Genomic DNA, 22,966 nt, shown 5'->3' with positions numbered 1-22,966 from the left:
CACCACCCAGGGGTGGGACCAAGCGGAAGCAGCCTGAGAGACTGGCTGCGATGAGTGAGACACCGAAGGCTCCGATGCGTGCCCGGGCAGTGGTCGACCTGGCCGCCCTGCGGGCGAACGTCCGTGCCCTGCGTGACCGCGCCCCCCGCGCGCAGCTGATGGCCGTCGTGAAGGCGAACGCGTACGGGCACGGCGCCGTGCCGTGCGCGCGTGCCGCCCGGCAGGCCGGTGCCCGGTGGGTGGGAACGGCCACGCCGCACGAGGCGCTGGCGCTGCGCGCGGCCGGCGATGCCGGCCGGCTGATGTGCTGGCTGTGGACGCCGGGCGATCCGTGGCGCGAGGCCGTCGAGGCGGACATCGACGTCTCGGTCAGCGGCCTGTGGGCGCTGGAGGAGCTGACGGCGGCGATCGGCGGCACCGGGCTGACCGCCCGCGTCCAGCTCAAGATCGACACGGGTCTGGGGCGGAACGGCTGCCAGCCCGGCGACTGGGAGGCCCTGGTTGCGGCGGCGCGTGCCGCCGAGGACGCGGGTCTGGTGAAGGTCACCGGCATCTGGTCGCACTTCGCGTGCGCCGACGAGCCGGGCCACCCCTCCATCGGGGCGCAGCTGCGCGTCTTCACGGACGCGGTCGCCTACGCGCGCGCCCAGGGCCTGGACCCGGAGGTGCGGCACATCGCGAACTCGCCGGCCACCCTCACGCTCCCCGAGGCGCACTTCGACCTCGTCCGTACCGGCGTGGCCATGTACGGGATCTCGCCGAGCCCGGAGGTGGGCAGCCCCGAGGAGCTGGGCCTGCGGCCGATCATGACGCTGTCGGCGTCCCTCGCCTCGGTCAAGCGGGTCCCGGGCGGGCACGGGGTGTCGTACGGGCTGACGTACACCACGCCGGGCGAGACGACGCTGGCGCTGGTTCCGGTCGGATATGCGGATGGCATCCCGCGCGCGGGCTCCGGCACCGGTCCGGTGCTGGTGGGAGGCAAGTGGCGCACGGTCGCGGGGCGCGTGGCCATGGACCAGTTCGTCGTCGATCTGGGCGGCGACAGCGCCGCACCAGGGGACGAAGCGGTGCTTTTCGGCCCCGGTGACCGGGGAGAACCGACCGCCGAGGACTGGGCCCGGGCGACCGGAACCATCGCCTATGAAGTCGTCACCCGCATCTCCGCACGCGTACCCCGCGTCTATCTCGGGGAGACGGATCCGGACACGGGTACGGACACCGGTACGCACACGGACGTGATCGCGGACGACACGGGGGCCTGACATGAGCGACGGCGGCGACGGCAGCACAACCGGGGCGATGAAGGCTGGCGTCGCCGGCATCGGCGCCGCCGCGTGGCGACGCGGAGCCGGTGTGGCGGGCACGGCGGTCGGGGTGCTGGCCGCGGGAGCCGCGGTCGGCGTGGCCGTCGAACGCCTGACCGTCGGCCGCGGCATGCGCCGCAAGGCGCGCCTCGCCCTCGACTCCACCGGCCCGTACGGCACCCTGCGCGGCCGCCCCGGCACGGCGGTGGCCGAGGACGGCACCCCGCTGTACTACGAGGTCGACGAGCCGGCCGCGGCCCCCGCGGCACGCGGCGGCGTCGCCGGGTTCCTCGGCCGCCGGCCGGCCGCACCGCCCCTCACCGTCGTCTTCAGCCACGGCTACTGCCTCGGCCAGGACTCCTGGCACTTCCAGCGCGCCGCCCTGCGCGAGGCCGGCGTGCGCGCCGTCTTCTGGGACCAGCGCAGCCACGGCCGCTCCGGGCGTGCCCCGGCCGCCACCCCCGTCAGCATCGACCTGCTCGGCCGCGACCTGAAGGCCGTCGTCGACGCCGCCGCCCCCGAGGGACCGCTGGTCCTCGTCGGCCACTCCATGGGCGGCATGACGACGATGGCGCTGGCCGCCCAGTACCCGGAGCTGATCGCCGAGCGTGTCGTCGGCGCGGCCTTCGTCGGCACGTCCTCGGGCCGGCTCTCCGACGTCACCTACGGGCTGCCGGCGACCGGCATGAACGTCCTGCGGCGCACGGTCCTGCCGGGGGCGTTCAAGCTGATGTCCGTACAGACGGAACTCGTCGAGAAGGGCCGCCGGGCCACGGCCGACCTGCTCGCCGGCATCATCCGCCGCTACTCCTTCGGCTCCCCCAAGGACGTCGACCCGGCGGTCGCCCGCTTCTGCGAACGCCTCATCGAGGCCACGCCCGTCGACGTGGTCGCCGCCTTCTACCCGGCCTTCGGCGAACACGACAAACTGGCGGCGCTGGCGGCGTTCGAGGACGTCCCGGTGCTGGTGCTGGCCGGCGAGAAGGACCTGATCACGCCGGCCTCGCACAGCGAGACGATCGCGGAGGCCCTGCCGGATGCGGCGGACCTGGTCGTCGTCCCCGGGGCGGGGCACCTGGTGATGCTGGAACGGCCGGAGCTGGTGCGGACGCACTTGGCCGCACTGCTGGAGTCGGCGACGGCGGCGGCGGCCGCGCGCCGCCCGGCGGCACGCCGGACGGGGCGCTGACGCGGCGGGGTGCTGACGCGGCGGGGTGCTGACGCGGCGGGGTGCTGACGCGGCGGGGTGCTTGCTGCCCGGTGGGCACGAACCGGCGGGATCCGCCTGCCCGGGACTCACCCCGTACCATCGGCGGGTATGAACACCGCTGTACCCACCCAGCTGACGATCAAGTCCGCGGACGCCATGCGCGACCTGGGCCGCCGCCTCGCCGCATGCCTGCGCCCCGGTGACCTCGTCCTGCTCTCCGGCGAGCTCGGTGCCGGGAAGACGACGCTGACGCGCGGTCTCGGCGAGGGCCTCGGAGTGCGGGGGGCCGTGACGTCGCCCACGTTCGTCATCGCCCGCGTCCACCCGTCCCTGGTGGGCGGTCCGGCGCTGGTGCACGTCGACGCCTACCGACTCTCCGGCGGCCTGGACGAGATGGAGGACCTGGACCTCGACGTCTCCCTCCCCGAGTCCGTCGTGGTCGTCGAGTGGGGCGACGGCAAGGTGGAGGACCTCTCGGAGGACCGGCTGCGCGTGGTGATCGAGCGTGCGGTGGGCGCGGACGCCCCCGCCCTGGACGCGGGCGACGAGGCCGACGACGTGCGTACGGTCACGGTCACGGGCATCGGTGCGCGCTGGGCGGACGCCGACTTCACCACCCTGGTCTGAGACCGGGTTCCGACAGGCCGTCGGCAAAATGTTGCGCGCGTGGTGCCGCGCGTGGTCACATGGAGTACGGAGGCTTGGTTAGGTCTACCTAACCTACGCCTGCGTGCCCGCGCTCTGCTCCCCAGGAGGCACCATGTCGGCCCACGAGCCCGCTGCCCCCGCCGTTGCCGCCGTGCCGCGCGATCCGGAACGGACCCCGTCGATGCACGACCTGCTGGCCTCCTGCGCCGCCGCGGACGCGGTCTCCACGCCACCGCGCGCGCCGGAACCGGACGAAACCCGCACCGACGGGCCGCAGGAGCAGCGCGACGCGGCTTAGCCCGAACGGGTGACCGCTACGGGATCACGACCACCTTCGTGTTCGTCACCGCGAACTCCCACATCGACCGCCCGTCGGCCGGCTTCTCGCGGATCGCGCCGGTCTTCTTCGCCGACGCCGGGTTCGGCGAGGAGCCGTCCACGGCCGCGCTGAAGCCGAAGACGATCCCGGTCGGGTCCTTGTGGAAGATCACCACGTGCTCGACGGGCGTGCCGTCGGAGCCGGTGACGGTCGGGGTGCGCGAGGTGACCGCGTACGTGCCCGGCGGCGGGCTCACCGTGCTCGGTGCGACCTCGAAGGTGCGGGTGGCCTTGCCGTCCTGGCCCACCAGCCACACGCGCTTCTGCGCGAGCGCATAGACGACGCGCAGCCCCGTCCCGGAGCCCTCCGGCACCGCGTCGGGCGCCGGGGCCTGCCCCTGGCCGGCCGCGTCCCCGCCCTTGCCCGCATCGGCACCGGAACCGTCGCCCTTGGCGCCCTTGCCGGAGCCCTGGCCCGCTGCGTGGGCGGCGGCGGGGCGGTCGGGCGCGGCCTCCGCCTGGTACGCCAGGAAGCCGACCCCGGCGAGGGCCGCCGCGGTGAGCGCGGCCACGATGACCCCCGAGCTGCTGCGTGCCACGCTGCGCACACTCCTTACCGACTTACCCGATGCGTCGTACGGCTATGCGGCTGACCGTAGCACCAGGTGCCGCACACGCCTGCCGCGCCGTTGTCCCGGCGCCCGCACCACACAGCTCCCACGGCGCGCCGTACGCTTGTCACGTGCTGTTGCTCGCTCTTGATACCGCCACCCCCGCCGTCACGGTCGCCCTGCACGACGGGGAGTCCGTCGTCGCCGAGTCGACCCAGATCGACGCCCGCCGGCACGGGGAGCTGCTGCTGCCCGCCGTGCACCGGGTGCTCGGCGAGGCGGGTACCGCGCTGGACGCCGTGACCGGCATCGTCGTGGGCGTCGGCCCGGGCCCGTACACCGGCCTGCGGGTGGGCATCGTGACGGCCGCGACGTTCGCGGCCGCGCTGTCCGTGCCCGTCCACGGCCTGTGCACGCTGGACGGCATCGCGTACGCGGCGGGGCAGGCCGGGATGGAGGGCGAATTCGTCGTGGCGACGGACGCCCGCCGCAAGGAGGTGTACTGGGCGCGCTACGCCGACGCCCGTACGCGCGTCACCGAGCCCGCCGTGGACCGTCCCGCCGAGCTGCCCGCCGACGTGACGGCCCTGCCGGCGATCGGCGCGGGCGCCGTGCTGTACGCGGACGCCTTCGGCGACGTGCGCGAGCAGCTGCCGCAGCACCAGAGCGCGGGGGCGCTGGCGGCGCTGGCGGCGGAGAAGCTCCGCACGGGCGGCGAGTTCCTGCCGGACCGGCCGCTGTACCTGCGCCGCCCCGACGCCCAGGTGCCCGCCAACTACAAGGTGGTCACGCCGCAGTGACCGGCACCGCAGTGCGCGTCCGCGACATGCGCTGGTGGGACATCGCCCCGGTGCTGGAACTGGAGCGTGCGCTCTTCCCGGACGACGCCTGGTCCAAGGGCCTGTTCTGGTCGGAGCTGGCCCACGCGCGCGGTGCCCATGCCAACCGCCGCTACGTCGTGGCCGAGACCACCGACGGGACCACCGGCGCCGCCCGCATCGTCGGCTACGCCGGCCTCGCTGCCGTCGACCGCACCGGCGACGTGCAGACCATCGCCGTGGACCGGGAGCACTGGAGCACCGGCCTCGGCGCCCGCCTGCTGAGCGAACTGCTCACCACGGCCACCGCCTTCGACTGCCGCGAGGTGCTGCTCGAAGTGCGCGTGGACAACACCCGTGCCCAGCGCCTCTACGAGCGCTTCGGCTTCGAGCCGGTGGGCGTGCGCCGCGGCTACTACCAGCCCGGCAACGTCGACGCGCTCGTCATGCGCCTGTCCGATCCGATCAACGCTGTCCAAGGAATGACCCATGGCTCGCAGGACTGACGAACCCCTCGTCCTCGGCATCGAAACCTCCTGCGACGAGACCGGTGTCGGCATCGTCCGCGGCCACACGCTGCTGGCCGACGCCGTCGCCTCCAGCGTCGACGAGCACGCGCGCTTCGGCGGCGTCGTGCCCGAGGTCGCCAGTCGCGCGCACCTGGAGGCCATGGTGCCGACCATCCAGCGTGCGCTGGAGGAGGCCGGCGTCACCGCCAAGGACCTCGACGGCATCGCCGTCACCGCCGGCCCCGGCCTCGCCGGCGCCCTCCTGGTGGGCGTCTCGGCCGCCAAGGCGTACGCGTACGCCCTCGGCAAGCCGCTGTACGGCGTGAACCACCTCGCCTCCCACATCTGCGTCGACCAGCTCGAACACGGCGCCCTGCCCGAGCCGACCATGGCGCTGCTGGTCAGCGGCGGCCACTCCTCCCTCCTGCTCGCCCCGGACATCACCTCCGACGTCCGCCCCCTCGGCTCCACCATCGACGACGCGGCGGGCGAGGCCTTCGACAAGATCGCGCGCGTGCTGAACCTCGGCTTCCCCGGCGGCCCGGTCATCGACCGCTACGCGCGCGAGGGCGACCCCGACGCGATCCGCTTCCCGCGCGGCCTGACCGGCCCGCGCGACCCGGTCTACGACTTCTCCTTCTCCGGCCTGAAGACCGCCGTGGCCCGCTGGATCGAGGCCAAGCGCGCGGCCGGCGAGAACGTCCCCGTGGCGGACGTGGCGGCCTCCTTCCAGGAGGCGGTCGTCGACGTCCTCACCCGCAAGGCCGTCCGCGCCTGCAAGGACCACGGCGTCGACCACCTCATGATCGGCGGCGGCGTCGCCGCCAACACCCGCCTGCGCGCCATGGCCGAACGCCGCTGCGAGGACGCCGGCATCACGCTGCGCGTCCCGCGCCCCAAGCTGTGCACCGACAACGGCGCCATGGTGGCGGCCCTGGGCGCGGAGATGGTGGCACGGGGCCGGGCGGCGTCGTCGTGGGACCTGTCGGCGGACTCCTCGCTGCCGGTGACCCACACCCACGTCCCGGGCGAGGACACCGACCACGAGCACGGGCATGGGCACGGTCACGGCCATGACCACGACCACTTCCACGAGCTGAGCAAGGACAACCTGTACTCGTAAGGGGCCGGTCAGGACTCGTCCGGCGACCCACCAGCCCCACCGTGGGAGAACACATGACCGCCGGTGTCCCCGAGCACCCGCTGATCCCGCAGCCTCCGGCTACCGTTGCCGCACTGCGCCAGACCGTCGCGAGGGTCGCCCCGGCCGCCCTGCCCGCCTTCACCAGGGAAGCGGACGCGGCGGCCGACGAGGCGTGCCAGGCGTCGGACCCGGGCCCACTGCGGAAGTTCATCGCCTCGTGGGCGGCCTACGTCCACGTCCAGCGTCACCCGCACATCGCGGCGCGGTTCCGGGAACTCGAGGACCTGGTGGCGGCCTCGGAGGACGAGGCACAGGTCCGCGAGGCCGCAGCCGAGCTCGGGCGCATGCTCGACGACGCCCACGACGGTCTGTGACCGTCTCGCAGGAGCCGCGGCCGGGGGACGGGGCGGCCGTATGAGCGACCGGCGCGGCGGGTACGTACTCGGGCGTGGGTTCAGCCGGGGAGCAGACTCCGCCGCCGGTCGCCGCAGGCGTCCCGGTGCGCAACCGTGAGAGGGAGATCGGCGCGCTCTTCGAGGAGTACCGCGCGCTGCGCGAGGAGATAACCCAACGCGTCGCCGCCCGCATGCAGATGATCGGGTTCGCCGGGGTCGTCTCCGCGTTCCTGGCCGTGGCGAACCCGCTCGCCTTCGACGGCCCCGGTCTGTACGTGACGGCGGGCGTGCTCCTGCTCGCCGTCCTCTGGCTTCGCGGCATCAACAAGGGCATCCAGCGCATCGGGGGTCACCTGCGTACCTTGGAGGCCCGCATCAACGCGCTGGCGGCCGAGGCCTGGGGGACCACCGAACCGCTCCTGACCTGGGAGACGGCCATCCAGCACCGCAGGCGGCACGTGGGCGGCGTACCGCGCTGGGTCGGTCGTACGGGTGGCTGGTACGCGCCCTGACCCCCGCGGCCGCCCCCGTCGGCCAGGATGGGCCGGCATGGCAACCCTTGTCGCCTTCCACGCCCACCCCGACGACGAGGCCCTGATGACCGGCGGCACCCTGGCCCGCGCCGCCGCCGAGGGGCACCGCGTCGTGATCGTCGTCGCCACGGACGGCACCATGGACGCCGTCGGGCCCGGCGGACCCGTCCGCCTCGAAGAACTGCGCGCGAGCGCCGCCGTCCTCGGCGCGGCCCGTGTCGTGCACCTGGGGTACGCGGACAGCGGCAACGGCAAGGAGCTGTACCCCGATCCGCCCGACCGCAAGCGCTTCGTCAGCGCCGACTCCCGCACCGCCGCCGAGCGGCTGGCCGCCGTCCTGCGCGAGGAACGGGCCGACCTGCTTCTGAGCTACGACGCCAACGGCGGCTACGGCCACCGCGACCACGTCAGGGTGCACGAGGTCGGCCGGCTGGCGGCCGCCCTCGCCGGCGTGGACCGCGTGCTCGAAGCGACGATCCCGCGCGACCTGGTCGTGCGGACCCTCAAGCTCGTCGACCGCCTGCGCCTTCCCGTCCGCCACGACGCCGTCGCACCGCACACCGCCTACAGCCCGCGCACGGCCATCACCCACGCGGTGGACGCCCGCAGGTTCGCCCGCCAGAAGCAGCAGGCCATGGCCACCCACCGGAGTCAGGTACGGGGAACGGGCCGGCTCGCACCGGTGATGCGGGCCCTGATCCGCCTCCCCGCCCCGGTCTTCGGGCTGCTGCTGGGGCGCGAGTGGTTCGTCGACGCCACCGGGGCCTGCGCCCCGGACGTCGTCTCCGGCATCTTCCAGCCCCTGCGCCGACCCACCGGCGGGCGCTGACGCTCAGCTCACTGCGGCGCTCGCGCCCGAATCGGAAGCGCCCGAGGACTTGTCCTGCCGCACATTGCGGTACACCGCCTCGGCCGGCCACTCCTGCCGCGTCAGCCGCCGCAGCTCCCGGCGCGTACGGCGGGCGTCCCAGCCCGGGTACAGCCGGGCGTGCACGTCGATCGCGGCGAGCAGGGCCCCCAGGGCCCGCGCGCGCGGGTCGGGGAAACCGGCGTGACGCGCCTCGTCCAGGCGTATGCGCGCCGGGGTCGTGCGGTCGACCGACGCAACGGGGAAGCAGTGGTAGGGGATCAGGCGCAGCAACCGGCGCGACTCCCGGCGCAGCGCCCCGCGCTCGACGAGCCGGTCGAGCCACGGCCCCTCCAGCCGCCGCCCGGCCCGCCGCACCCAGGCCCGCGTCCGCGGCCCTTTCGCCTGGGGACCCTTGCCGTGGGTCTGGGCGGCCAGTTCGGCGAGGGTGGCCGCCAGCAGCGGATCCGCGGGCGGCAGCGGGTTGGTGACGACCACCCGCCCGCGCTCCTCGGCCACGTGCCCAGCGAGTGCCAACTCGGCCAGTACGGCGCCGGCCACGCCGTACTGCAGGAAGCGGCCGCGGCACAACTTCCGGCCAGTGGAGGGTTGGTGAGAGAGCAGCAACAATTCTTCGGGCAGCGTCGGCCAGCCGTCAGGGGTCGCGTTCATAGGTCCATGATGCGGCACATTGCGGCGGGTTGTCGCAGGTCAGGAGAGGTCAGGTCTGGTCAGGTCAGGTCAGGTCAGGGGAGTGGGCGGCACTGCGGCCTTTTCGTCGAACTCCTCACGGGCGGCCACGATCTGGTGCACGTGGGAGCGCGCCCAGTGGCCGATGACGGCGGCCAGCTGCCCCGCCTCCCGTCCCAGCGGCGTGGGCGCGTACTCGACCCGCGGGGGCACTGTCGGGTAGACCGTGCGCGCGACGAGGCCGTCGCGTTCCAGCGTGCGCAGGGTCTGCGTCAGCATCTTCTGCGTGATGCCCGGAATGGAGCGCTGCAGCTCGTTGAACCGACGGGGCGCCGATCCGTCGCCCAGCGCACCCAACTCGCCCAGCACGTACAGCACCCACTTGTTGGCCAGGACCTCGACGACGGTGCGCGAGGGGCATTCGCCGGGCGGCACGGACCAGGGGGCGGGGGCGGTGTCCACGGGGGCGGTGTCCACGGGGGCAGTATCCATTGGGTACCTACCTTTCGAAAAGGTGCCTACTGTACAAGGGATACCAGTGGCGCGAGGATCAAGGCCATGCGAGTGATCAGTCAGCGTTCTCTTGGTGGTCCTGAAGTTCTGGAAGTACGGGAAGTCCCGGAGGCCGAGCGCCCGGGCCCCGGGCCCGGCGAGGTCCTGGTGCGGGTACGCGCCACGGGCGTCAACCCGGCGGACTGGAAGGTCCGTTCCGGGCATGTGCAGTGGTTCGGCGCGCCGCCGTTCGTGCTGGGGCACGAGTTCAGCGGGGAAGTGGTGGCAACGGGCGCCGGTGCCGATGCCTTTGGTATGGGTGACGAGGTGTACGGGTGGGTGATCCCGCCCCGCGGCAGCCACGCGGACTACGTCGTCGTCCCGGAGACGTCGCTCGCCGCGAAGCCGGACGCCGTCGACCACGTCCAGGCGGCCGCCCTGCCCATCGCCGGGCTGACCGCCTGGCAGGCCCTCGTGAACATCGCGCAGGTGCAGGCAGGACAGCGCGTGCTGGTGCACGGCGCGGCAGGCGGTGTCGGCCACCTGGCCGTACAGATCGCCAAGGCGCGGGGCGCGTACGTGATCGGTACGGCGCGCGAGGAGAAGCACGCGTTCGTACGGTCCCTGGGCGCCGACGAGCTCATCGACTACACGGTGACGGACTTCGCCGCCGCCGTGCGCGACATCGACGTGGTCGTGGACACCGTCAGCAACGACTACGGGCCCAGGTCGCTCGCCACCATGAATCCCGGCGGCATTCTCATCGACGTGGTGGGCGTGGGAATCGACCGTACGGCGGTGACGGCGCAGGCCGAACGGGAGGGGAAGCGGTTCGTCGAGTTCTACCTCGAACCGACACCGGCCGACCTGAGCGGCCTCGCGGACCTCGTCCGGAAGGGCGGGCTGCGCCCGGAGATCCAGGAGGTCCTGCCGCTGCACGAAGCCGCCAAGGCCCACGAACTGAGCGAGACGGGGCGCGTACGGGGGAAGGTGGTGCTGGTGCCGTAAGGCGGTGGCGGTGGCGGTGGGGTCAGGGGATCAGCGCCGAGGCGTCCAGCAGCAGCTCCCGCAGTGCCGTGGCGGTGTCCGACGGCTCGGCGGGGGTGAGGACGACCTGGTCGACGGTCGTCGAGGGGCCGGTCAGGGGGATGACGCGCAGGCCGGGAGGCTCGTGGTCGAGCGCGGATTCGACGGTGATGCCGATGCCGGTTCCCGCGGCGACATGAGCGGCGATGGCGTGCACGCTGTCCGCGGTTCTGATGATGTGCAGATCGGCTCCGCCGATGTGGAAGGCGGTCAGAAGGCGGTCGCACAGACCGCTGTTGATCTGATGGGGCCAGGTGAGCAGGTCGGTGGTGGACAGCTCGGACGCGCTCAGCTCGGCGCGCCCGGCCAGGGGGTGTGCCGCGGGCACGAGCGCCATGAACCTCTCGGTGGACAGCACCTGCGCGCGTACGCCGGTGACGTCGCCGGTCGCCCAGCCGATGCCCAGCCCGATCGTCCCCGCCCGCAAGGCGGTGACCTGGGCCGTGGTCGGCATGGCCTCCGGCACGATCGTCACGCCCGGAAAACGGTCGCGCAGCTGCGGCAGGCAGCGCAACAGCAGCTGATGGCCGGTGTATTCGGCGTGGCCGACGACGAGGGTGGTGAGACCCCCGTCGCCGGCGGCCAGCGAGCGTCCGCGCTGCTGGAAGCGGCGCAGCTGGGCCAGGGTGGCGTGGGCGTCGGGCAGCAGCGCTTCACCGAGGTCGGTCAGTGACACGCGGCGGCTCGTGCGGTGGAACAGCCGCCCGCCCAGGCTGCTCTCCAGCCGTCTGATGGCGTCGCTTACGGTGGGCTGCCCCCGGTGCAGGCGCGCGGCGGCGCGGCCGAAGTGGAGCTCTTCCGCGACCGCGACGAACGCTTCCAGTTCCATCCTGTCCACGCGGCCAGGCTAACCCGATCGATCGGTGCGACCGATCGCTGCGTGTCGATGTTCGGCGTTGATGCCGGGGTGCGGGCGGGGTGGGATGGGTGGGCGAGCGGGAATTCCCCGCGATCCCCCATCGGAAGTAGTGAAGCGCAATGCAGAGCAATGACGTTGACCGTGAGCACGAAGCGCCGGTGGTCACGGTGACGGTGGTCTACCACTCGGTGCACGGCCACACCCGCGTCCTGGCCGAGCACCTCGCCGACGGGGCACGGCTGGTGCCCGGCGCCCGGGTGCACCTCGTGGAGATCCGGTCCGAGGACGTCACCGCGGGCCGCTGGCACGATGCGGAGGTACTGGCGCTGCTCGACCGCTCCGACGCGATTGTTTTTGGTTGCCCGACGCTGATGGGCAGTGTGTCGGCGGTGTTCAAGGCATTCATGGAAGCGGCGTTCACGCCGTTCGTGACGCAGGCGTGGAAGGACAAACTGGCGGGAGGGTTCACCATGTCCGCCTCGCAGAGCGGCGACAAACTGGCGGTCCTGGAACAGCTGGCGGTCTTCGGCGCACAGTTGGGCATGCAGTGGATAGGCGTGGGCGACATGCCCGGCAACAACTGGAGCGGCGGCTCCCGCGACGACATCAACCGGCTGGGCTCGTGGCTGGGCCTGATGAGCCAGAGCCACGCCGACCAGGGTCCGGAGCAGGCGGGATCCCGCGGAGACCTGATCACGGCGGAGCGGTACGGCGAGCGGATCGCCCGGCTGGCACAGCGATGGGTCAACGCCGTGCCGTACGAGACCTCCCGAATGACGGAGCACGAGGCGCGTGCGCTGTCGGCCTCGCTGAGGGGGTGAGGGCTTCGGGTGCGTGACGGCGGGGGTGGGTGTTCGTCCGTGGGCTGGTGCGGGTCAGAGCTTTGGCTGGCTACGAGGGGAGGGGTGGGGGGCGCGCCTTGGTTTCCGGTCTGCGGGTGGCTTGGGGCTGGTCGCCGTTCTCGTGCCGTCGCGGGGTGGGGGTGGGTGAGGAGATCGCGCCGTTTGGTTGTGGCTGAGGGGGAGCTGGCTGCTGCCGCGATGTGGCTTGCGCCGGTGGAGACGCTCCGCTCGTGTCAGGTGGTGGTGTGGCTGAGCGTCTGGCTGCAGAAATCTTCACTGGCGGGAGGGAATGAGGGGTGGAGTCGCCGGGTCGTGTGATCTGCGCTGCCTTAGTGCTTCCGTGTGGCTACTTTGAGTAGTAGCGATGGGAAGGGGTGGTCCTATGACTCTGGAGTCCCAGCCGCCGATCGGCTGGCGGTACTGCGGGGACCAGCTGAAGCGGTGGCGTCAGCGGGCGGGGATTTCGCGCGAGGAGCTGGCGAAGGAGGCGTGCGTGGGCGTCGAGTTGATCAAGTCGATCGAGCAGGGGCGGCGAAGGGCCAGCCTGAGGATCCTGCAGATCGCTGATCAGCTGTGCGGGGCGGGTGGGCTGCTGGAGGCGGCCTACCAGTACCTCCAGCCGGAGCCCCAGAGGCCCGCGGCACACGACTTCTTCCGGTACGAGGAGGAGGCGATCGCGCGAAGCGCATGTGAGCCGGTGTTCATCCCCGGACTGCTGCAAACCGAGAGGACTGCCCGGGCGTTGTTCGCTAAGTGCTGGCCGCCGCTCGATGACGAAGTCATCGAGGAGCGAGTCGCCCTGAGGCTGGGGCGTCAGCGCCTGCTGGACAAGCAGTCGACTGCGTTCTCCTTCGTCATCGGTGAGATGCCTCTGCGTCACCCCGTTGCAGACGCTGAGACTCAAAGGGAGCAGCTGCAGCATCTGCTCGAAGTCGGGTCCCAGCGCAACGTGACCATCCAGGTCATGCCGGCGGATGTCTTCCAGTTGGAGCTCAGCGGGTCTCTTGTCGTGCTGGAGCTGGCCAGCCAGGAGCGGATTGGTTACCAGGAGGGCAGCTTCGCCGAAGTGCTGGTGACGGATCCTGGGAAGGTCAGCCGTATGACGCATGGACTGTCGCGGGTCCACCAAGTGGCTCTCAGTCCAAGGGATTCCACTCGCCTTATTGCGAACCTGAGGGAGGAACTGTGAACAGCACGTCGCCTTGGTTCAAATCCAGCTACAGCAACCTGGATAGCGGTGATTGCGTCGAAGTGTGTGGCGGGCCCCGGGATGGCATACGTATCCGCGATTCGAAGCGAATACCCGGGCCGGAGGTGAGTATCTCCGCGGTCTCGTGGACGGCATTCCTGACCGCGCTCACCCGCCACGGCCTGCAGCCGGACGCTCAGCCCCATCACACGTGACACGAGCGGAGCGTCTCCACCGGCACAAGCCACATCGCGGCAGCAGCCAGCTCCCCCTCAGCCACAAACAAACGGCGCGATCTCCTCACGCACCCCCACCCCGCGACGGCACGAGAACGGCGACCAGCCCCAAGCCCACCCGCAGACCGCAAACAGACCCCGGCCCCCCACCCCTCCCCTCGTAGCCAGCCAAAGTTCTGACCTCAGCCACCTTCACCACCCGCACGGGAAGTCCGAGCTCAGGGCCCGATCTCTCTTTGCCGGCAACGGTGGCCTAACCCGTACACGACATCCGTACACGACATCCGTACACAACAGACAATGGAGTGAATGCGATGCCTCTTGAGGGCGAGTACGAGCCGAGTCCGGCGCAGTGGGTGCGCGAACAGGTCGAGCTGTACGAGAGTTCGGGTGGCACACAGGGCACGACGCTCTGGGACACGGGCCTGCCGGTCGTCATTGTCACGATGCGCGGCGCGAAGAGCGGCAGGATCCGCAAGATTCCGCTCATGCGCGTGGAGCATGAGGGGCGGTACGCGGCGGTGGCCTCGAAGGGAGGCTTCCCGCGCCACCCGGTCTGGTACTTCAACCTCAAGGCCGACCCGCGGGTGGATCTCCAGGACGGTCCCGAACGCCGGAGCATGATCGCTCGTGAGGTCACCGGGGACGAGAGGGCCCAGTGGTGGGAGCGCGCGGTCGCCGCGTATCCGCCGTACGCCGAATACCAGGAGAAGACCGACCGCGTGATCCCCGTCTTCGTACTCGAACCGAGCACCTGACCGCGGCCGCCCGCCGCGGCCGCCCGCCGCGGCCGCCCGCCGCGGCCGCCCGCCGCGGCCGCCCGCCACGGCCGCCGCGCCACCACCGCGCCACCACCGCGCCGCCAACGCGTCACCACCGCACCCCGACAGGGCACTGCATGATCCGTCGGACAGGTCCTAGGAACCCCCGCCGTGACGCATCGTGGTGACGAGGGTGGAGGAAATGTGGGCCAGGGTGGGGTCGGCGGCGATGAAGAACGTCTCGACTCCGGCCAGCTCGTGGTTCATGCGGGCCATCGGCATTTCGTACTCCAGGTCGCGCACGCCGCGGACTCCGCGGACGACGACGTCGATCCCGGCGCGGCGGCAGTAGTCGACCAGCAGGCCACCGGTGTGGGAGTCGACGGTGACGTTGCTCAAGTCGGCTGCTGCCGTGCGGAGTCGTTCCAGTCGTTCCTCGACGGGGAAGCGGCCGGTCTTGTTCGGATTGGCCATCACGCACACGACGACCTCGTCGAACAGGCGGGCAACGCGCCGGAGTACGTCCTGGTGCCCTTGAGTGACCGGGTCGAACGATCCTGGGAAAAGGGCTCGCATGAGCGGAAGGGTAACAAGCGGCCCCAAGGGCTGCCGGGCGCGCTGGGCCGCGGCCTCGCGCGCTTTCAGTCGGTCTTCGCCGACTCGTCGAAGAACGTGACGATCCGCGGCAGGGCTTGCCGCACCGATGCGTTGTGGTCGTAGTTGCCGACATCGGTGGGGCGGAGTGCGACGCCGTTCTTCGCCAACTGGTCGGCGCAGTAGGTCGCGTGACCGAAGTCGACGTCCTTGTCGCCTCGGCCGTGGAAGATCTCGATCGGCGCGTTCGGCCGCCAGTTGCACGTGTTGTCCAACGGGCGCAGCCTGTCCTTCAGGACACCACCGGGCTTGCGGACCTTGTTGAGGAAGTCCTCGGTGAAGAGGTCCTTGGAGGCCGCCGGCAGTGCGCCGACGATCTGCCCGGTGGTGTGGTGGCCGTCGAAGAGGGCTTCCACCTTCTTGTCGTAAGGAGCGCGGAAGGCCTCGCCGGGTGACGAGTAGAGGCCGTACATCCTGTTCCACGCGGTGGCGAAGTAGGCGAGGTAGATGCCTGATTTGGCGATCTTGTCGTCGGCCGCGGCGGCCTCGAAGGCCGAGAGGTTGTACGGGCCGCTGACCGGGGCGAGTGCTCCCAGCCGGAAGTAGCGGTCGGCACCCTCCTGCTGGAGTGCCCGGCCCACCAGCATGGTTGCGGGGCCGCCCTGCGAGAACCCGCTGACCTGCACCTTCCGCTTCAACTCCCGGCCGTTGCGGTGGGCGACGGTACGGGCCGCGCGCAGGCCGTCCACCGAGGCCGCGACCGTGGCCCGGGGGTCGCCGTAGGGGTGGAAGCCCTCGCCCGAGCCGAGGCCGACGTAGTCGGGCGCCGAAACGGCCCGTCCGGTCGAGGCGAACAGCAGGGCGGTGAGCCGGTCGGTCGACCTCGGATTCTCCGAGGCGACGTCCTTGCGGTAGACGGTGGTGCCGTGCAGCCAGGAAACGGTGGTCAGGTGGCGGGCCCCGTTCTTGGGCAGGACGACGAGCTGGCTCGCGGTCGTGGGGGCGCCCGTGCTGTCCGTGGTGCGGTAGGTGACCCGATACGCGGTCACGCCGTGGCGCACCGAGGACGTGTCGATCTCTCCCCGGAGTTGGCCGGCCACTTCCTCCGCTGTCAGGTCGGCCGCCTGCTCGACGGAGACGACGGCCCCGCCCTGCGCACGCTCGCCGCGGGAGCCGGCCGCCGAGGCCGGAGCGGCCAGGGCGGACACGCTGCCGAGGACCGCCGCACCGGCCGCAATGCGCATTCTCGTTCGTTGTGAAGTCATGTGTGGATCATGCTTGTTGGTCGCATCACCGGGGTATGGAGCGACCCCCCGGCCCGCAAAGGGGGGAACCCCCCCCCGGAGCCCCTTAAGGGGCTCCGGGGGGGCGCGTGACGGAGATCCGCCGGACACGCGCTAGCGCACAGGGCTTCCGGGGGCCGTGGGCAGGGCTGCGCGGAGGCGGTCGAGCAGGGCTCGGGCTGCGGGGCTCGTGGGGCCGGTGGCGCGCCAGGCGAGGGCGATGCGGGCGCGGATGGTGGGGCGGACGATGGTCAGGGTTCGCAGGGGTTTGTCACCGTCCGACGCCGGGCCGTCCTCCTCGCCCGCCGGGAGGACGGCGACGCCCAGGCCCCGGGCGGCGAACTGTGCGAGTACCGGCGGCGCTGCCGCCTCGAAGGCGACGCGGGGGCGGAAGCCCGCCTCCGCGCAGGCGCGTTCGAGTGCCGCGCGTACTCCGGTGCCGCGCGGCAGGCAGATCAGGGGGCGGTCGCGCAGTTCGGCGAGGGGGACGCTCGTACGGTCGGCGGGGGAGAGGAGCGGGTCCCCGGGCGCGGCGACGACGGCCAGCGGAACGTCGATGACGGTGTGGAGGGACAGGCCGGGCGGGGGCACCGCGTCGGTGGGGCCGAGGAGGGCGATGTCGAGTTCGCCGGCCAGGAGTGCGGCCTGCATCCGCTCCGAGGTGTCCTCGGTGAGGGCGACCTCCAGGGCGGGGTGGGCGTCGTGGAAGTCCGCGAGGAGGGAGGCGATGTCGAAGGCGTGGCCCGTGGCTCCGGAGACGAGGCCGAGGGAGACGCGGCCGCGCAGCAGTCCCGTGTACGCGTCGACCGTCTGCCGCACTGCGTCGGCGGCGGCCAGCGCGGCCCGGGCGTACGGCAGGACGGCCCGGCCCGTCTCGGTCAGCGTCACCGAACGGCGGGAGCGGTCGAGCAGCGGCTGTCCCAATTCCTTCTCCAGCTGGCGGATCTGGGCGCTCAGTCCGGGCTGGGCGAGGTGCAGGCGGGCTGCTGCGCGCGTGAAACCGCCCTCTTCGACGACGGTGACGAAGTAGCGCAGCTGGCGAAGTTCCATAAGCAGCAATGCTAGGTCGCAGCACAACTGTCTATTGGATATATGGATCGGCCGCCCGCAGGCTTGATCACATGCGCAAAGCGACGGACGACAACGCGACGGACACCCCGGCCGTCAGGGCCGCCATCGCGGCGGAACGCCGGGAGCTGGCCGACCTCTTCGACAGCCTGCAGGCCGATGCGTGGGACGCGCCCAGCCTGTGCGAGGGGTGGCGGGTCCGTGAGGTCGTCGCCCACATGTCGATGGGCTTCCGGCTCTCCCTGCCCGCCACCCTGGGCGAACTGGTCGCGGCGCGCGGGAACCTGCACCGCATGACCGACCGCGTCGCCCGCAGGGACGCGGCCGCCCACTCCACCGGCGAGCTCGGCGCCTTTCTGCGGGACAACGCCCACCACCCCTGGACGCCGCCGGTCGGCGGGTACGTGGCGGCGCTCGGCCATGACGTGGTGCACGGCCTGGACGTCACCGTCGCCCTCGGGCTCGACCGTCGGATCCCCGAGGACCGGCTGCGCGTCCTGCTCGACGACATCAGGCCCCGCGGCCTGAAGTTCTTCGGCGTCGATCTCCGCGGAGTGCGGCTGTGCGCCGAGGACATGGACTGGTCCTACGGCTCCGGCGCCCCCGTGTACGGCGCCGCCCAGGACCTCCTCCTGCTCGCCTTCGGCCGCAGACTCCCGTACGGCCGCCTCCACGGCGAGCAGAGCAGCCGCTTCACGTCCACCGGCGAACGGTGACGGCCATGCGTACCCCGCGTACCCGGCGCACCCGGCTCCTCCGGATGCTCTCGCTGTTCTCCACCGGCCTTTTGGCGGGCGCCTTCGGCTACGGCGCCGCCAACCTCGTCCCGACGTTCGATGTCGTGCCGATCGACATGAGGCTCGATTTCCACACGGCCCTGATGGCGAAGAACGGCATCACCATGCAAGGCGCGATGGCCGTCTCGGCCCTGAGCACCCTCGCCCTGGCCGCCGTGGAGCGGGGCCGGGGCCGGGTCCTCGCCGGGGCGGCGGGGGCCCTGGTGGTCGCGTCGTTCCTGATCACACGGTTCGGCAACGTTCCCATCAACGGCCGCATCAAGCAGTGGGCCGCCACCGCGCCGCCGGCCGGTTACGCGGACGTCCTGCGGCGCTGGGAGCTGTTCAACGACGCCCGCACGCTGTCCGCGGCCGTCGCCTTCGGGCTGCTGGTCCTTCTCGCCCTCCCGGCGGCTGCCGGGCGCTCCCCGAGGACGTCGTCCGCGGCGTCGTCGGCGTAGCGCCCGGATCAGGCGTCCACCGGGCGCCAGGCCGGGCCGGTTCCGTCCTGCTGGACGCGGCCGAAGACCACGTCGGCGAAGTGGACGCCGAAGCCGATCGTGCCGGGCTCCGCCAGTTCGGCGACGAGGCGGTGGCGGTGGTCGGCGGTGCGGGTGGCGTCGTGGTCGAAGGCCACGGACCAGTCGGGGTGGTCGACCTGGAGGGGCGTGTGCATGGCGTCGCCGAAGGCGATCAGCCGCCGGCCGCCCCCGGTGATGACGTACTCGGCGTGCCCGACGGTGTGGCCGGGGACGATCCGCACGTGGACGCCGGGGAAGATCTCCTGCCCGTCGGTGATCGTGCGGACGTGCGGGGCGAGGGCCGCGACCTGCTCGGTCATGCCCTGGGCCTCCAGGGCGTCGCGCCCGGCCCACTCCGGCTCGGAGATCAGGTAGTCGGCGTGGGCGAACGTGGGCTCGCAGGCCCAGCCCAGGTGGTCGACGTGGAGGTGGGTGAAGGCCACCGCCTCGATGTCCTCGGGGGCGCGGCCGAGCTCGGCCAGGTTCTGCGGGAGCGCGCCGCCGTGGATCGTGTCGACCGGGCCCTCGGGGGCCGTGAGCGTCTGCGGGCCGAAGCCCGTGTCGATCAGCAGCGCGCGGTCGCCGTGCTCGACGAGCAGGGCGCCGATGCTGCCCACGAGGCGGCCGTCGGCGTCCAGGTACTCGGGGTGGGCGGCCCACACCTCGTCGGTGGTGTCCTGGAGCAGCTGCAGGGGCCGGAGCCGTACGTCGCCGTCCGGGATGTACGACACCTTCGTGTCGCCCAGCCGGATCGAGCGGATTCCGGCGGGGCGGCGCAGTCGTTCGTCCTGAGCCACGGTCACGTCAGCCATGTTTCTCCTTCGTCGGGCCCCTGCGGTGGTCGGGTCCCTGCGGCGATGACGATCACCATAAGCATCAAGCTCGAATCATTCAAGCTCTAAATATGTGGGCTTGATGCAGTTGGTAGGCTGGCGCCATGACGACCTCACCGGAGTCGCAGGCGATGGCCGAGCGGCAGCTGTGCTCTCTGGTGAACGGGCTGGCCCAGCGGCTCGGCGAGCACGTACGGGAGCGCGCCGCCGTCCTCGGCCTCACTGCGCCCCAGGCGACCGCGCTGCGGGAGATGAGCGGGCCGATGACCATGCGGGAGCTCGCCGAGCGCATGTGCTGCGAGCCCTCCAACACCACCTTCGTCGTCGACAAGCTGGAGAAGCAGAAGCTGGTCGAGCGCCACCCGCACCCCGTCGACCGCCGCGCGAAGCACCTCGTCCTCACCGCCGAGGGCACCGCACTGCGCGCACGCCTCCTCGAACTCCTCGCCGTGGACTCGCCGCTGTCCGGCCTCTCCCCGCAGGAGCAGGGCGTCCTGCGCGGCCTGGTCGAACGGGCCATCACCGGCCGCGGTTGAACTTCGCCGTCGACCGGAAGCAGCCGAGCGCTCAGGCCTTGACGCGGAGGATGTCGACGTTGCCGTACCGGGTGCGGGCGCGGACCTCGACGGTGTCGTCGGTCTCCGCCGGGCTCTCGGACGCGGCGAGCGTGTTGCGCACCTGGCCGAAGCCGGAGCTGACGTCGAGCCAGGCCGCGGTGCCCTGGCGGATGCCCACCTCGATGGCGCCGTAGGAGGTCTCCAACTGCACCGAACCGCGGGCCACGTCGCCCACGCGCACGGTGCCGTGGGCGGTGGTGGCGGCGACCGAGCCCTCGGCGCGCCGGATCTCGATGTCGCCGTTGGCGCCGCGCACCCGCAGCTCGCCGGTCGCGGCGTCGACGGTCGTGGTGCCGTGCGAGTTCTTCAGGACGGCGGAGCCGACGACGGTGCCGACGCGCAGGCTGCCGGAGCTGGTGGTGATCTCGGCCGCGCCCTCGACCCGGTCCACGGTGATCGAACCGTGCGACGCCGTCAGGGTCAGCGGGCCGGTCGCATCGAGGCGGACGTCGCCGGACGAGGTCTTCACGCGGACCTCGCCGAGCCGCCCCTCACCGAGCACCTGGGCCCAGGCGCCGGTCATGTCGACGCGCGAGTCGGTGGGCAGTTCGATCGTCACGTCGACGGTGCCGGTGCGGCCGACGAGGTAGCGGGGCTTGGGCGTCCTGACCGTCAGGACCCCGCCGGCGTACGTGATCTCGGTCTGCTCGGCCGCCCGTACGTCCTGGTCCTTCTTGGGGTCGCGGGGCCGGACCTCGACGACGGTGTCGAGGCGGTCGCTCGCGGCGAACCGGACGGAGCCGGCCTCCACATGGGCGGTGACGGAGAGGGGGGAGGGCGTGTCGAAAGAAGGCATGGCGGTGCCGTCCTCTTGAGTCGTCGAGGCGTCCCTGCTGGTGGGACGTGGTGGGGAAGGGGTTCGTCGGAGGGGGGCGCGGTCAGCGCACCCAGCCCGTGATGCTCTGTCCGACGGTGTGCGTCTTCTGCGTCGTACGCGCCCGGGTGCCGCCGTCGACGGCGGCCGACACGGCCCGTACCAGCCAGGCGTTGACCGACAGGCCCTCGCGGCTCGCGGCCTCCTCGGCGCGCGCCTTGAGATGGGCCGGCAGGCGCAGGTTGACGCGGGCGGTGCCGCCCTCGTCGCCCTCGGCGGGCGCGTGCGCCGCCAGCAGCTCCGCCGGGGCGGCGGACACCTGCGGGGAGCCGCTGTCGGCCGGCGGCAGGGTGACGACGAAGTCGGGGTCGAGGCCGCGCAGCCGTACGTCGACCGAGCCGGGAGCCAGCTCGCGGGTGATCTCGTCCATCGCGGCGGAGAGCACGTTGAGCATGGTCAGGCGGGTCGCCGACTCCAGGGGGGCGGTCAGCCGCTCCGCCAGCTCACGGGCGTCGTCCCCGCCGGCCTCGGCGGCCACCGCGAGTTCACGGCGGAGGGTGTCGACATACGGGGTGAGATCCATGACGCCATGATGGCACCGTTGTGGCGCCATGCGCAAGGGTGGGTGGCACCGCCTTGGTGGTCACTCTGAGATGGGAGTCTCTGACCTGCGGAAATGACGCGGCGAGCTTCTGGTGTCATGGGTGGTGCCATATGGCGCCACTCGTGGCGTCAGGTCGTCGGCTGCCCCAGCAGCATCACCGGTGCGCCCGCCGCGCGGGTGAGGATGACGACGCAGGAATGAGGGCCGTCGAGCTTGAGCTTCCTGCGCAGCTCCTCGGGCTCGACGGCGGAGCCGCGCTTCTTGATGACGGCGACGCCGATGCCGCGTTCGCGGACGAGGGCCTTGAGCTTCTTGAGGTTGAAGGGCAGCACGTCCGTGATCTCGTACGCCGTGGCATACGGGGTCGGGTGCAGCTCGTCGCTGGTCACGTAGGCGATGGTGCCGTCGATCAGGCCGGCGTCCCCGGGCAGCGCTGCCGCCACGTCCGCGACGAGGTGGGCGCGGATGACGGCGCCGTCCGGTTCGTAGAGGTAGCGGCCCACGGGGCGTACGGCGGGGTCGGGGAGGTCCGCGCCGGTCAGGTGGGTGCCGGCGGGCAGGAGGGTGGCGCGCCGGGTGCCGGGTTCGGTGCCGAACCACAGGACGGCCTCCTTGACGTCGCCGCCGTCGGAGATCCACTCGGCCTCGGCGTCGTCTGGGACGGCCTCGTGGGGGACGCCGGGAGCGATCTTCAGGGCGGCGTGCGGGGCGCTGCGGGCGGCGTCGATCGCCCAGGACAGGGGCGGGGAGTAGGCCTCCGGGTCGAAGATGCGGCCGCGGCCGCCGCGGCGGGCGGGGTCGACGAAGACGGCGTCGTAGCCGGAGGTGTCGACGTCGGTGACGTCGGCGCAGCGGACCTCGATGAGGTCGGCGAGGCCGAGGGCCTCGGCGTTGGCGCGGGCGACCGCGGCCGTGAGCGGGTCGCGGTCGACGGCCAGGACGGCGATGCCGGCGCGGGCGAGGGCGATGGCGTCCCCGCCGTTGCCGCAGCACAGGTCGGCGAGGCGGCGTACGCTGAGGGCGGCGAACCGGCGGGCGCGGTGGGCGGCGACGGAGGCGCGGGTGGCCTGCTCGACGCCGTTGGGGGTGAAGAACATGCGGTGCGCGTCGGCCGCGCCGAACTTCGCGACCGCGCGCTGCCGCAGACGCGCCTGTCCGAGGGCGGCGGAGACGAGCTCGGCGGGGTGCTCGCGGCGCAGCCGGGTGGCGGTGGCGAGCTCCCGGGCGGGGTCGTAGTCCCGCAGGTCGTCCAGCAGGCGGCGGCCCTCGTCGGTGAGGAGGGCGGCGAAGGCCTCGGTCTCCGGGCTGGTCTCGGGGTTGGTCTCGGCGTTCGGTGCGGGCACGTGCTCCAACGTACCCCGGGG

Annotated in this window: 29 protein-coding genes; 18 read left to right on the top strand and 11 right to left on the bottom strand. The window is 72.3% G+C overall.

The genetic code is table 11. The features are described from left to right. Positions 1 to 50 precede the first annotated feature (50 nt). The 4 genes from alr to AB0K17_RS10835 all read left to right on the top strand — a co-directional run bounded on the left by alr (position 51) and on the right by AB0K17_RS10835 (position 3,460). The gene (gene alr / locus AB0K17_RS10850) at positions 51 to 1,262 is read left to right on the top strand and encodes an alanine racemase (protein ID WP_365982810.1); all 1,212 of its coding nucleotides are present in this window, start codon (positions 51 to 53) and stop codon (positions 1,260 to 1,262) included. Between the two features lies 1 nt (position 1,263). After that, on the top strand, positions 1,264 to 2,493 hold the full coding sequence (locus tag AB0K17_RS10845; RefSeq protein WP_365982809.1) for an alpha/beta hydrolase: 1,230 nt from the start codon (positions 1,264 to 1,266) through the stop codon (positions 2,491 to 2,493). A 129-nt stretch (positions 2,494 to 2,622) separates the two neighbouring features. After that, entirely contained in the window at positions 2,623 to 3,141 is a 519-nt protein-coding gene (gene tsaE, locus AB0K17_RS10840) for a tRNA (adenosine(37)-N6)-threonylcarbamoyltransferase complex ATPase subunit type 1 TsaE (protein ID WP_365965695.1), read from the top strand. Positions 3,142 to 3,274: 133 nt separating this feature from the next. Then, positions 3,275 to 3,460, top strand: coding sequence for a hypothetical protein (locus tag AB0K17_RS10835; RefSeq protein ID WP_365965694.1), 186 nt, complete (start codon positions 3,275 to 3,277; stop codon positions 3,458 to 3,460). Positions 3,461 to 3,476: 16 nt separating this feature from the next. Here the strand turns inward: AB0K17_RS10835 and AB0K17_RS10830 are convergent, their stop codons facing one another. Continuing rightward, positions 3,477 to 4,079 carry a hypothetical protein gene (locus tag AB0K17_RS10830; RefSeq protein ID WP_365965693.1) on the bottom strand — a complete coding sequence of 201 codons (603 nt, stop codon included), beginning with the start codon at positions 4,077 to 4,079 and terminating at the stop codon, positions 3,477 to 3,479. Positions 4,080 to 4,222: 143 nt separating this feature from the next. Between AB0K17_RS10830 and tsaB the strand changes: the two genes are divergently transcribed. The 6 genes from tsaB (at position 4,223) to AB0K17_RS10800 (ending at position 8,319) form a co-directional block, all read left to right on the top strand. After that, complete coding sequence (tsaB, locus tag AB0K17_RS10825; RefSeq protein WP_365982808.1) at positions 4,223 to 4,891, top strand: tRNA (adenosine(37)-N6)-threonylcarbamoyltransferase complex dimerization subunit type 1 TsaB; 669 nt, start codon at positions 4,223 to 4,225, stop codon at positions 4,889 to 4,891. A gap of 26 nt (positions 4,892 to 4,917) precedes the next feature. Then, positions 4,918 to 5,415: a ribosomal protein S18-alanine N-acetyltransferase gene (gene rimI, locus AB0K17_RS10820; protein WP_365965736.1), complete on the top strand. Its 498-nt coding sequence runs from the start codon at positions 4,918 to 4,920 to the stop codon at positions 5,413 to 5,415. Continuing rightward, positions 5,399 to 6,541, top strand: coding sequence for a tRNA (adenosine(37)-N6)-threonylcarbamoyltransferase complex transferase subunit TsaD (tsaD, locus tag AB0K17_RS10815; protein ID WP_365982807.1), 1,143 nt, complete (start codon positions 5,399 to 5,401; stop codon positions 6,539 to 6,541). Before rimI ends, tsaD begins: the two co-directional genes overlap by 17 nt. Before the next feature lie 53 nt (positions 6,542 to 6,594). Beyond that, positions 6,595 to 6,936 carry a hypothetical protein gene (locus AB0K17_RS10810; RefSeq protein WP_365982806.1) on the top strand — a complete coding sequence of 114 codons (342 nt, stop codon included), beginning with the start codon at positions 6,595 to 6,597 and terminating at the stop codon, positions 6,934 to 6,936. Between the two features lie 74 nt (positions 6,937 to 7,010). Beyond that, positions 7,011 to 7,469: a hypothetical protein gene (locus tag AB0K17_RS10805; protein ID WP_365965689.1), complete on the top strand. Its 459-nt coding sequence runs from the start codon at positions 7,011 to 7,013 to the stop codon at positions 7,467 to 7,469. A gap of 37 nt (positions 7,470 to 7,506) precedes the next feature. Continuing rightward, entirely contained in the window at positions 7,507 to 8,319 is an 813-nt protein-coding gene (locus tag AB0K17_RS10800) for a PIG-L family deacetylase (protein WP_365982805.1), read from the top strand. A gap of 3 nt (positions 8,320 to 8,322) precedes the next feature. Here AB0K17_RS10800 and AB0K17_RS10795 read toward each other — a convergent pair whose 3' ends face one another. Next, on the bottom strand, positions 8,323 to 9,009 hold the full coding sequence (locus tag AB0K17_RS10795; protein ID WP_365982804.1) for a GPP34 family phosphoprotein: 687 nt from the start codon (positions 9,007 to 9,009) through the stop codon (positions 8,323 to 8,325). A 69-nt stretch (positions 9,010 to 9,078) separates the two neighbouring features. Further along, positions 9,079 to 9,519, bottom strand: coding sequence for a helix-turn-helix domain-containing protein (locus tag AB0K17_RS10790; RefSeq protein WP_365982803.1), 441 nt, complete (start codon positions 9,517 to 9,519; stop codon positions 9,079 to 9,081). Between the two features lie 66 nt (positions 9,520 to 9,585). Here AB0K17_RS10790 and AB0K17_RS10785 point away from each other — a divergent pair, with 66 nt between their 5' ends. Beyond that, entirely contained in the window at positions 9,586 to 10,527 is a 942-nt protein-coding gene (locus AB0K17_RS10785) for an NADP-dependent oxidoreductase (RefSeq protein ID WP_365982802.1), read from the top strand. A gap of 22 nt (positions 10,528 to 10,549) precedes the next feature. Here AB0K17_RS10785 and AB0K17_RS10780 read toward each other — a convergent pair whose 3' ends face one another. Next, positions 10,550 to 11,434, bottom strand: coding sequence for a LysR family transcriptional regulator (locus tag AB0K17_RS10780; protein WP_365982860.1), 885 nt, complete (start codon positions 11,432 to 11,434; stop codon positions 10,550 to 10,552). 149 nt (positions 11,435 to 11,583) lie between these two features. Between AB0K17_RS10780 and AB0K17_RS10775 the strand changes: the two genes are divergently transcribed. From AB0K17_RS10775 to AB0K17_RS10760, 4 genes are all read left to right on the top strand, one after another. Next, entirely contained in the window at positions 11,584 to 12,285 is a 702-nt protein-coding gene (locus tag AB0K17_RS10775; protein WP_365982801.1) for a flavodoxin family protein, read from the top strand. A gap of 403 nt (positions 12,286 to 12,688) precedes the next feature. Further along, positions 12,689 to 13,495, top strand: a complete 807-nt coding sequence (locus AB0K17_RS10770) for a helix-turn-helix transcriptional regulator (RefSeq protein WP_365982800.1) — start codon at positions 12,689 to 12,691, stop codon at positions 13,493 to 13,495. Continuing rightward, positions 13,492 to 13,710 carry a DUF397 domain-containing protein gene (locus AB0K17_RS10765; protein WP_365982799.1) on the top strand — a complete coding sequence of 73 codons (219 nt, stop codon included), beginning with the start codon at positions 13,492 to 13,494 and terminating at the stop codon, positions 13,708 to 13,710. The genes AB0K17_RS10770 and AB0K17_RS10765 overlap by 4 nt, the downstream gene beginning before the upstream one ends. Before the next feature lie 335 nt (positions 13,711 to 14,045). After that, positions 14,046 to 14,489, top strand: coding sequence for a nitroreductase family deazaflavin-dependent oxidoreductase (locus AB0K17_RS10760; protein ID WP_365965682.1), 444 nt, complete (start codon positions 14,046 to 14,048; stop codon positions 14,487 to 14,489). Between the two features lie 159 nt (positions 14,490 to 14,648). On the opposite strand, the gene coaD is transcribed toward AB0K17_RS10760, so the two are convergent. From coaD to AB0K17_RS10745, 3 genes are all read right to left on the bottom strand, one after another. Continuing rightward, positions 14,649 to 15,068 (bottom strand): pantetheine-phosphate adenylyltransferase, encoded by a 420-nt coding sequence (gene coaD / locus AB0K17_RS10755; protein WP_365982798.1) that lies wholly within the window; start codon positions 15,066 to 15,068, stop codon positions 14,649 to 14,651. A gap of 65 nt (positions 15,069 to 15,133) precedes the next feature. Continuing rightward, positions 15,134 to 16,351: a lipase family protein gene (locus AB0K17_RS10750; RefSeq protein ID WP_365982797.1), complete on the bottom strand. Its 1,218-nt coding sequence runs from the start codon at positions 16,349 to 16,351 to the stop codon at positions 15,134 to 15,136. A 132-nt stretch (positions 16,352 to 16,483) separates the two neighbouring features. Further along, positions 16,484 to 17,419, bottom strand: a complete 936-nt coding sequence (locus AB0K17_RS10745; protein ID WP_365965679.1) for a LysR substrate-binding domain-containing protein — start codon at positions 17,417 to 17,419, stop codon at positions 16,484 to 16,486. Between the two features lie 71 nt (positions 17,420 to 17,490). On the opposite strand from AB0K17_RS10745, the gene AB0K17_RS10740 reads away from it, so the two are divergent. Beyond that, positions 17,491 to 18,153, top strand: a complete 663-nt coding sequence (locus AB0K17_RS10740) for a maleylpyruvate isomerase family mycothiol-dependent enzyme (RefSeq protein ID WP_365982796.1) — start codon at positions 17,491 to 17,493, stop codon at positions 18,151 to 18,153. A gap of 5 nt (positions 18,154 to 18,158) precedes the next feature. After that, the gene (locus AB0K17_RS10735; protein WP_365982795.1) at positions 18,159 to 18,674 is read left to right on the top strand and encodes a DUF1772 domain-containing protein; all 516 of its coding nucleotides are present in this window, start codon (positions 18,159 to 18,161) and stop codon (positions 18,672 to 18,674) included. Positions 18,675 to 18,682: 8 nt separating this feature from the next. Here AB0K17_RS10735 and AB0K17_RS10730 read toward each other — a convergent pair whose 3' ends face one another. Then, positions 18,683 to 19,546, bottom strand: coding sequence for an MBL fold metallo-hydrolase (locus AB0K17_RS10730; protein ID WP_365965676.1), 864 nt, complete (start codon positions 19,544 to 19,546; stop codon positions 18,683 to 18,685). A gap of 125 nt (positions 19,547 to 19,671) precedes the next feature. On the opposite strand from AB0K17_RS10730, the gene AB0K17_RS10725 reads away from it, so the two are divergent. Continuing rightward, on the top strand, positions 19,672 to 20,103 hold the full coding sequence (locus AB0K17_RS10725) for a MarR family transcriptional regulator (protein WP_365965675.1): 432 nt from the start codon (positions 19,672 to 19,674) through the stop codon (positions 20,101 to 20,103). A 31-nt stretch (positions 20,104 to 20,134) separates the two neighbouring features. Here the strand turns inward: AB0K17_RS10725 and AB0K17_RS10720 are convergent, their stop codons facing one another. From AB0K17_RS10720 to AB0K17_RS10710, 3 genes are all read right to left on the bottom strand, one after another. Beyond that, the gene (locus AB0K17_RS10720; RefSeq protein WP_365982794.1) at positions 20,135 to 20,980 is read right to left on the bottom strand and encodes a DUF4097 family beta strand repeat-containing protein; all 846 of its coding nucleotides are present in this window, start codon (positions 20,978 to 20,980) and stop codon (positions 20,135 to 20,137) included. Between the two features lie 82 nt (positions 20,981 to 21,062). Then, a complete protein-coding gene (locus AB0K17_RS10715; RefSeq protein WP_365982793.1) occupies positions 21,063 to 21,581 on the bottom strand; it encodes a hypothetical protein in 519 nt (172 codons plus the stop codon). 149 nt (positions 21,582 to 21,730) lie between these two features. Further along, positions 21,731 to 22,945 carry a class I SAM-dependent methyltransferase gene (locus tag AB0K17_RS10710; protein WP_365982792.1) on the bottom strand — a complete coding sequence of 405 codons (1,215 nt, stop codon included), beginning with the start codon at positions 22,943 to 22,945 and terminating at the stop codon, positions 21,731 to 21,733. Between the last annotated feature and the right edge of the window lie 21 nt (positions 22,946 to 22,966).

This window comes from Streptomyces sp. NPDC049585, assembly GCF_040675615.1.
Classification (GTDB): domain Bacteria; phylum Actinomycetota; class Actinomycetes; order Streptomycetales; family Streptomycetaceae; genus Streptomyces; species Streptomyces luteosporeus.
This window is presented reverse-complemented; position numbering and strand designations above follow the sequence as displayed.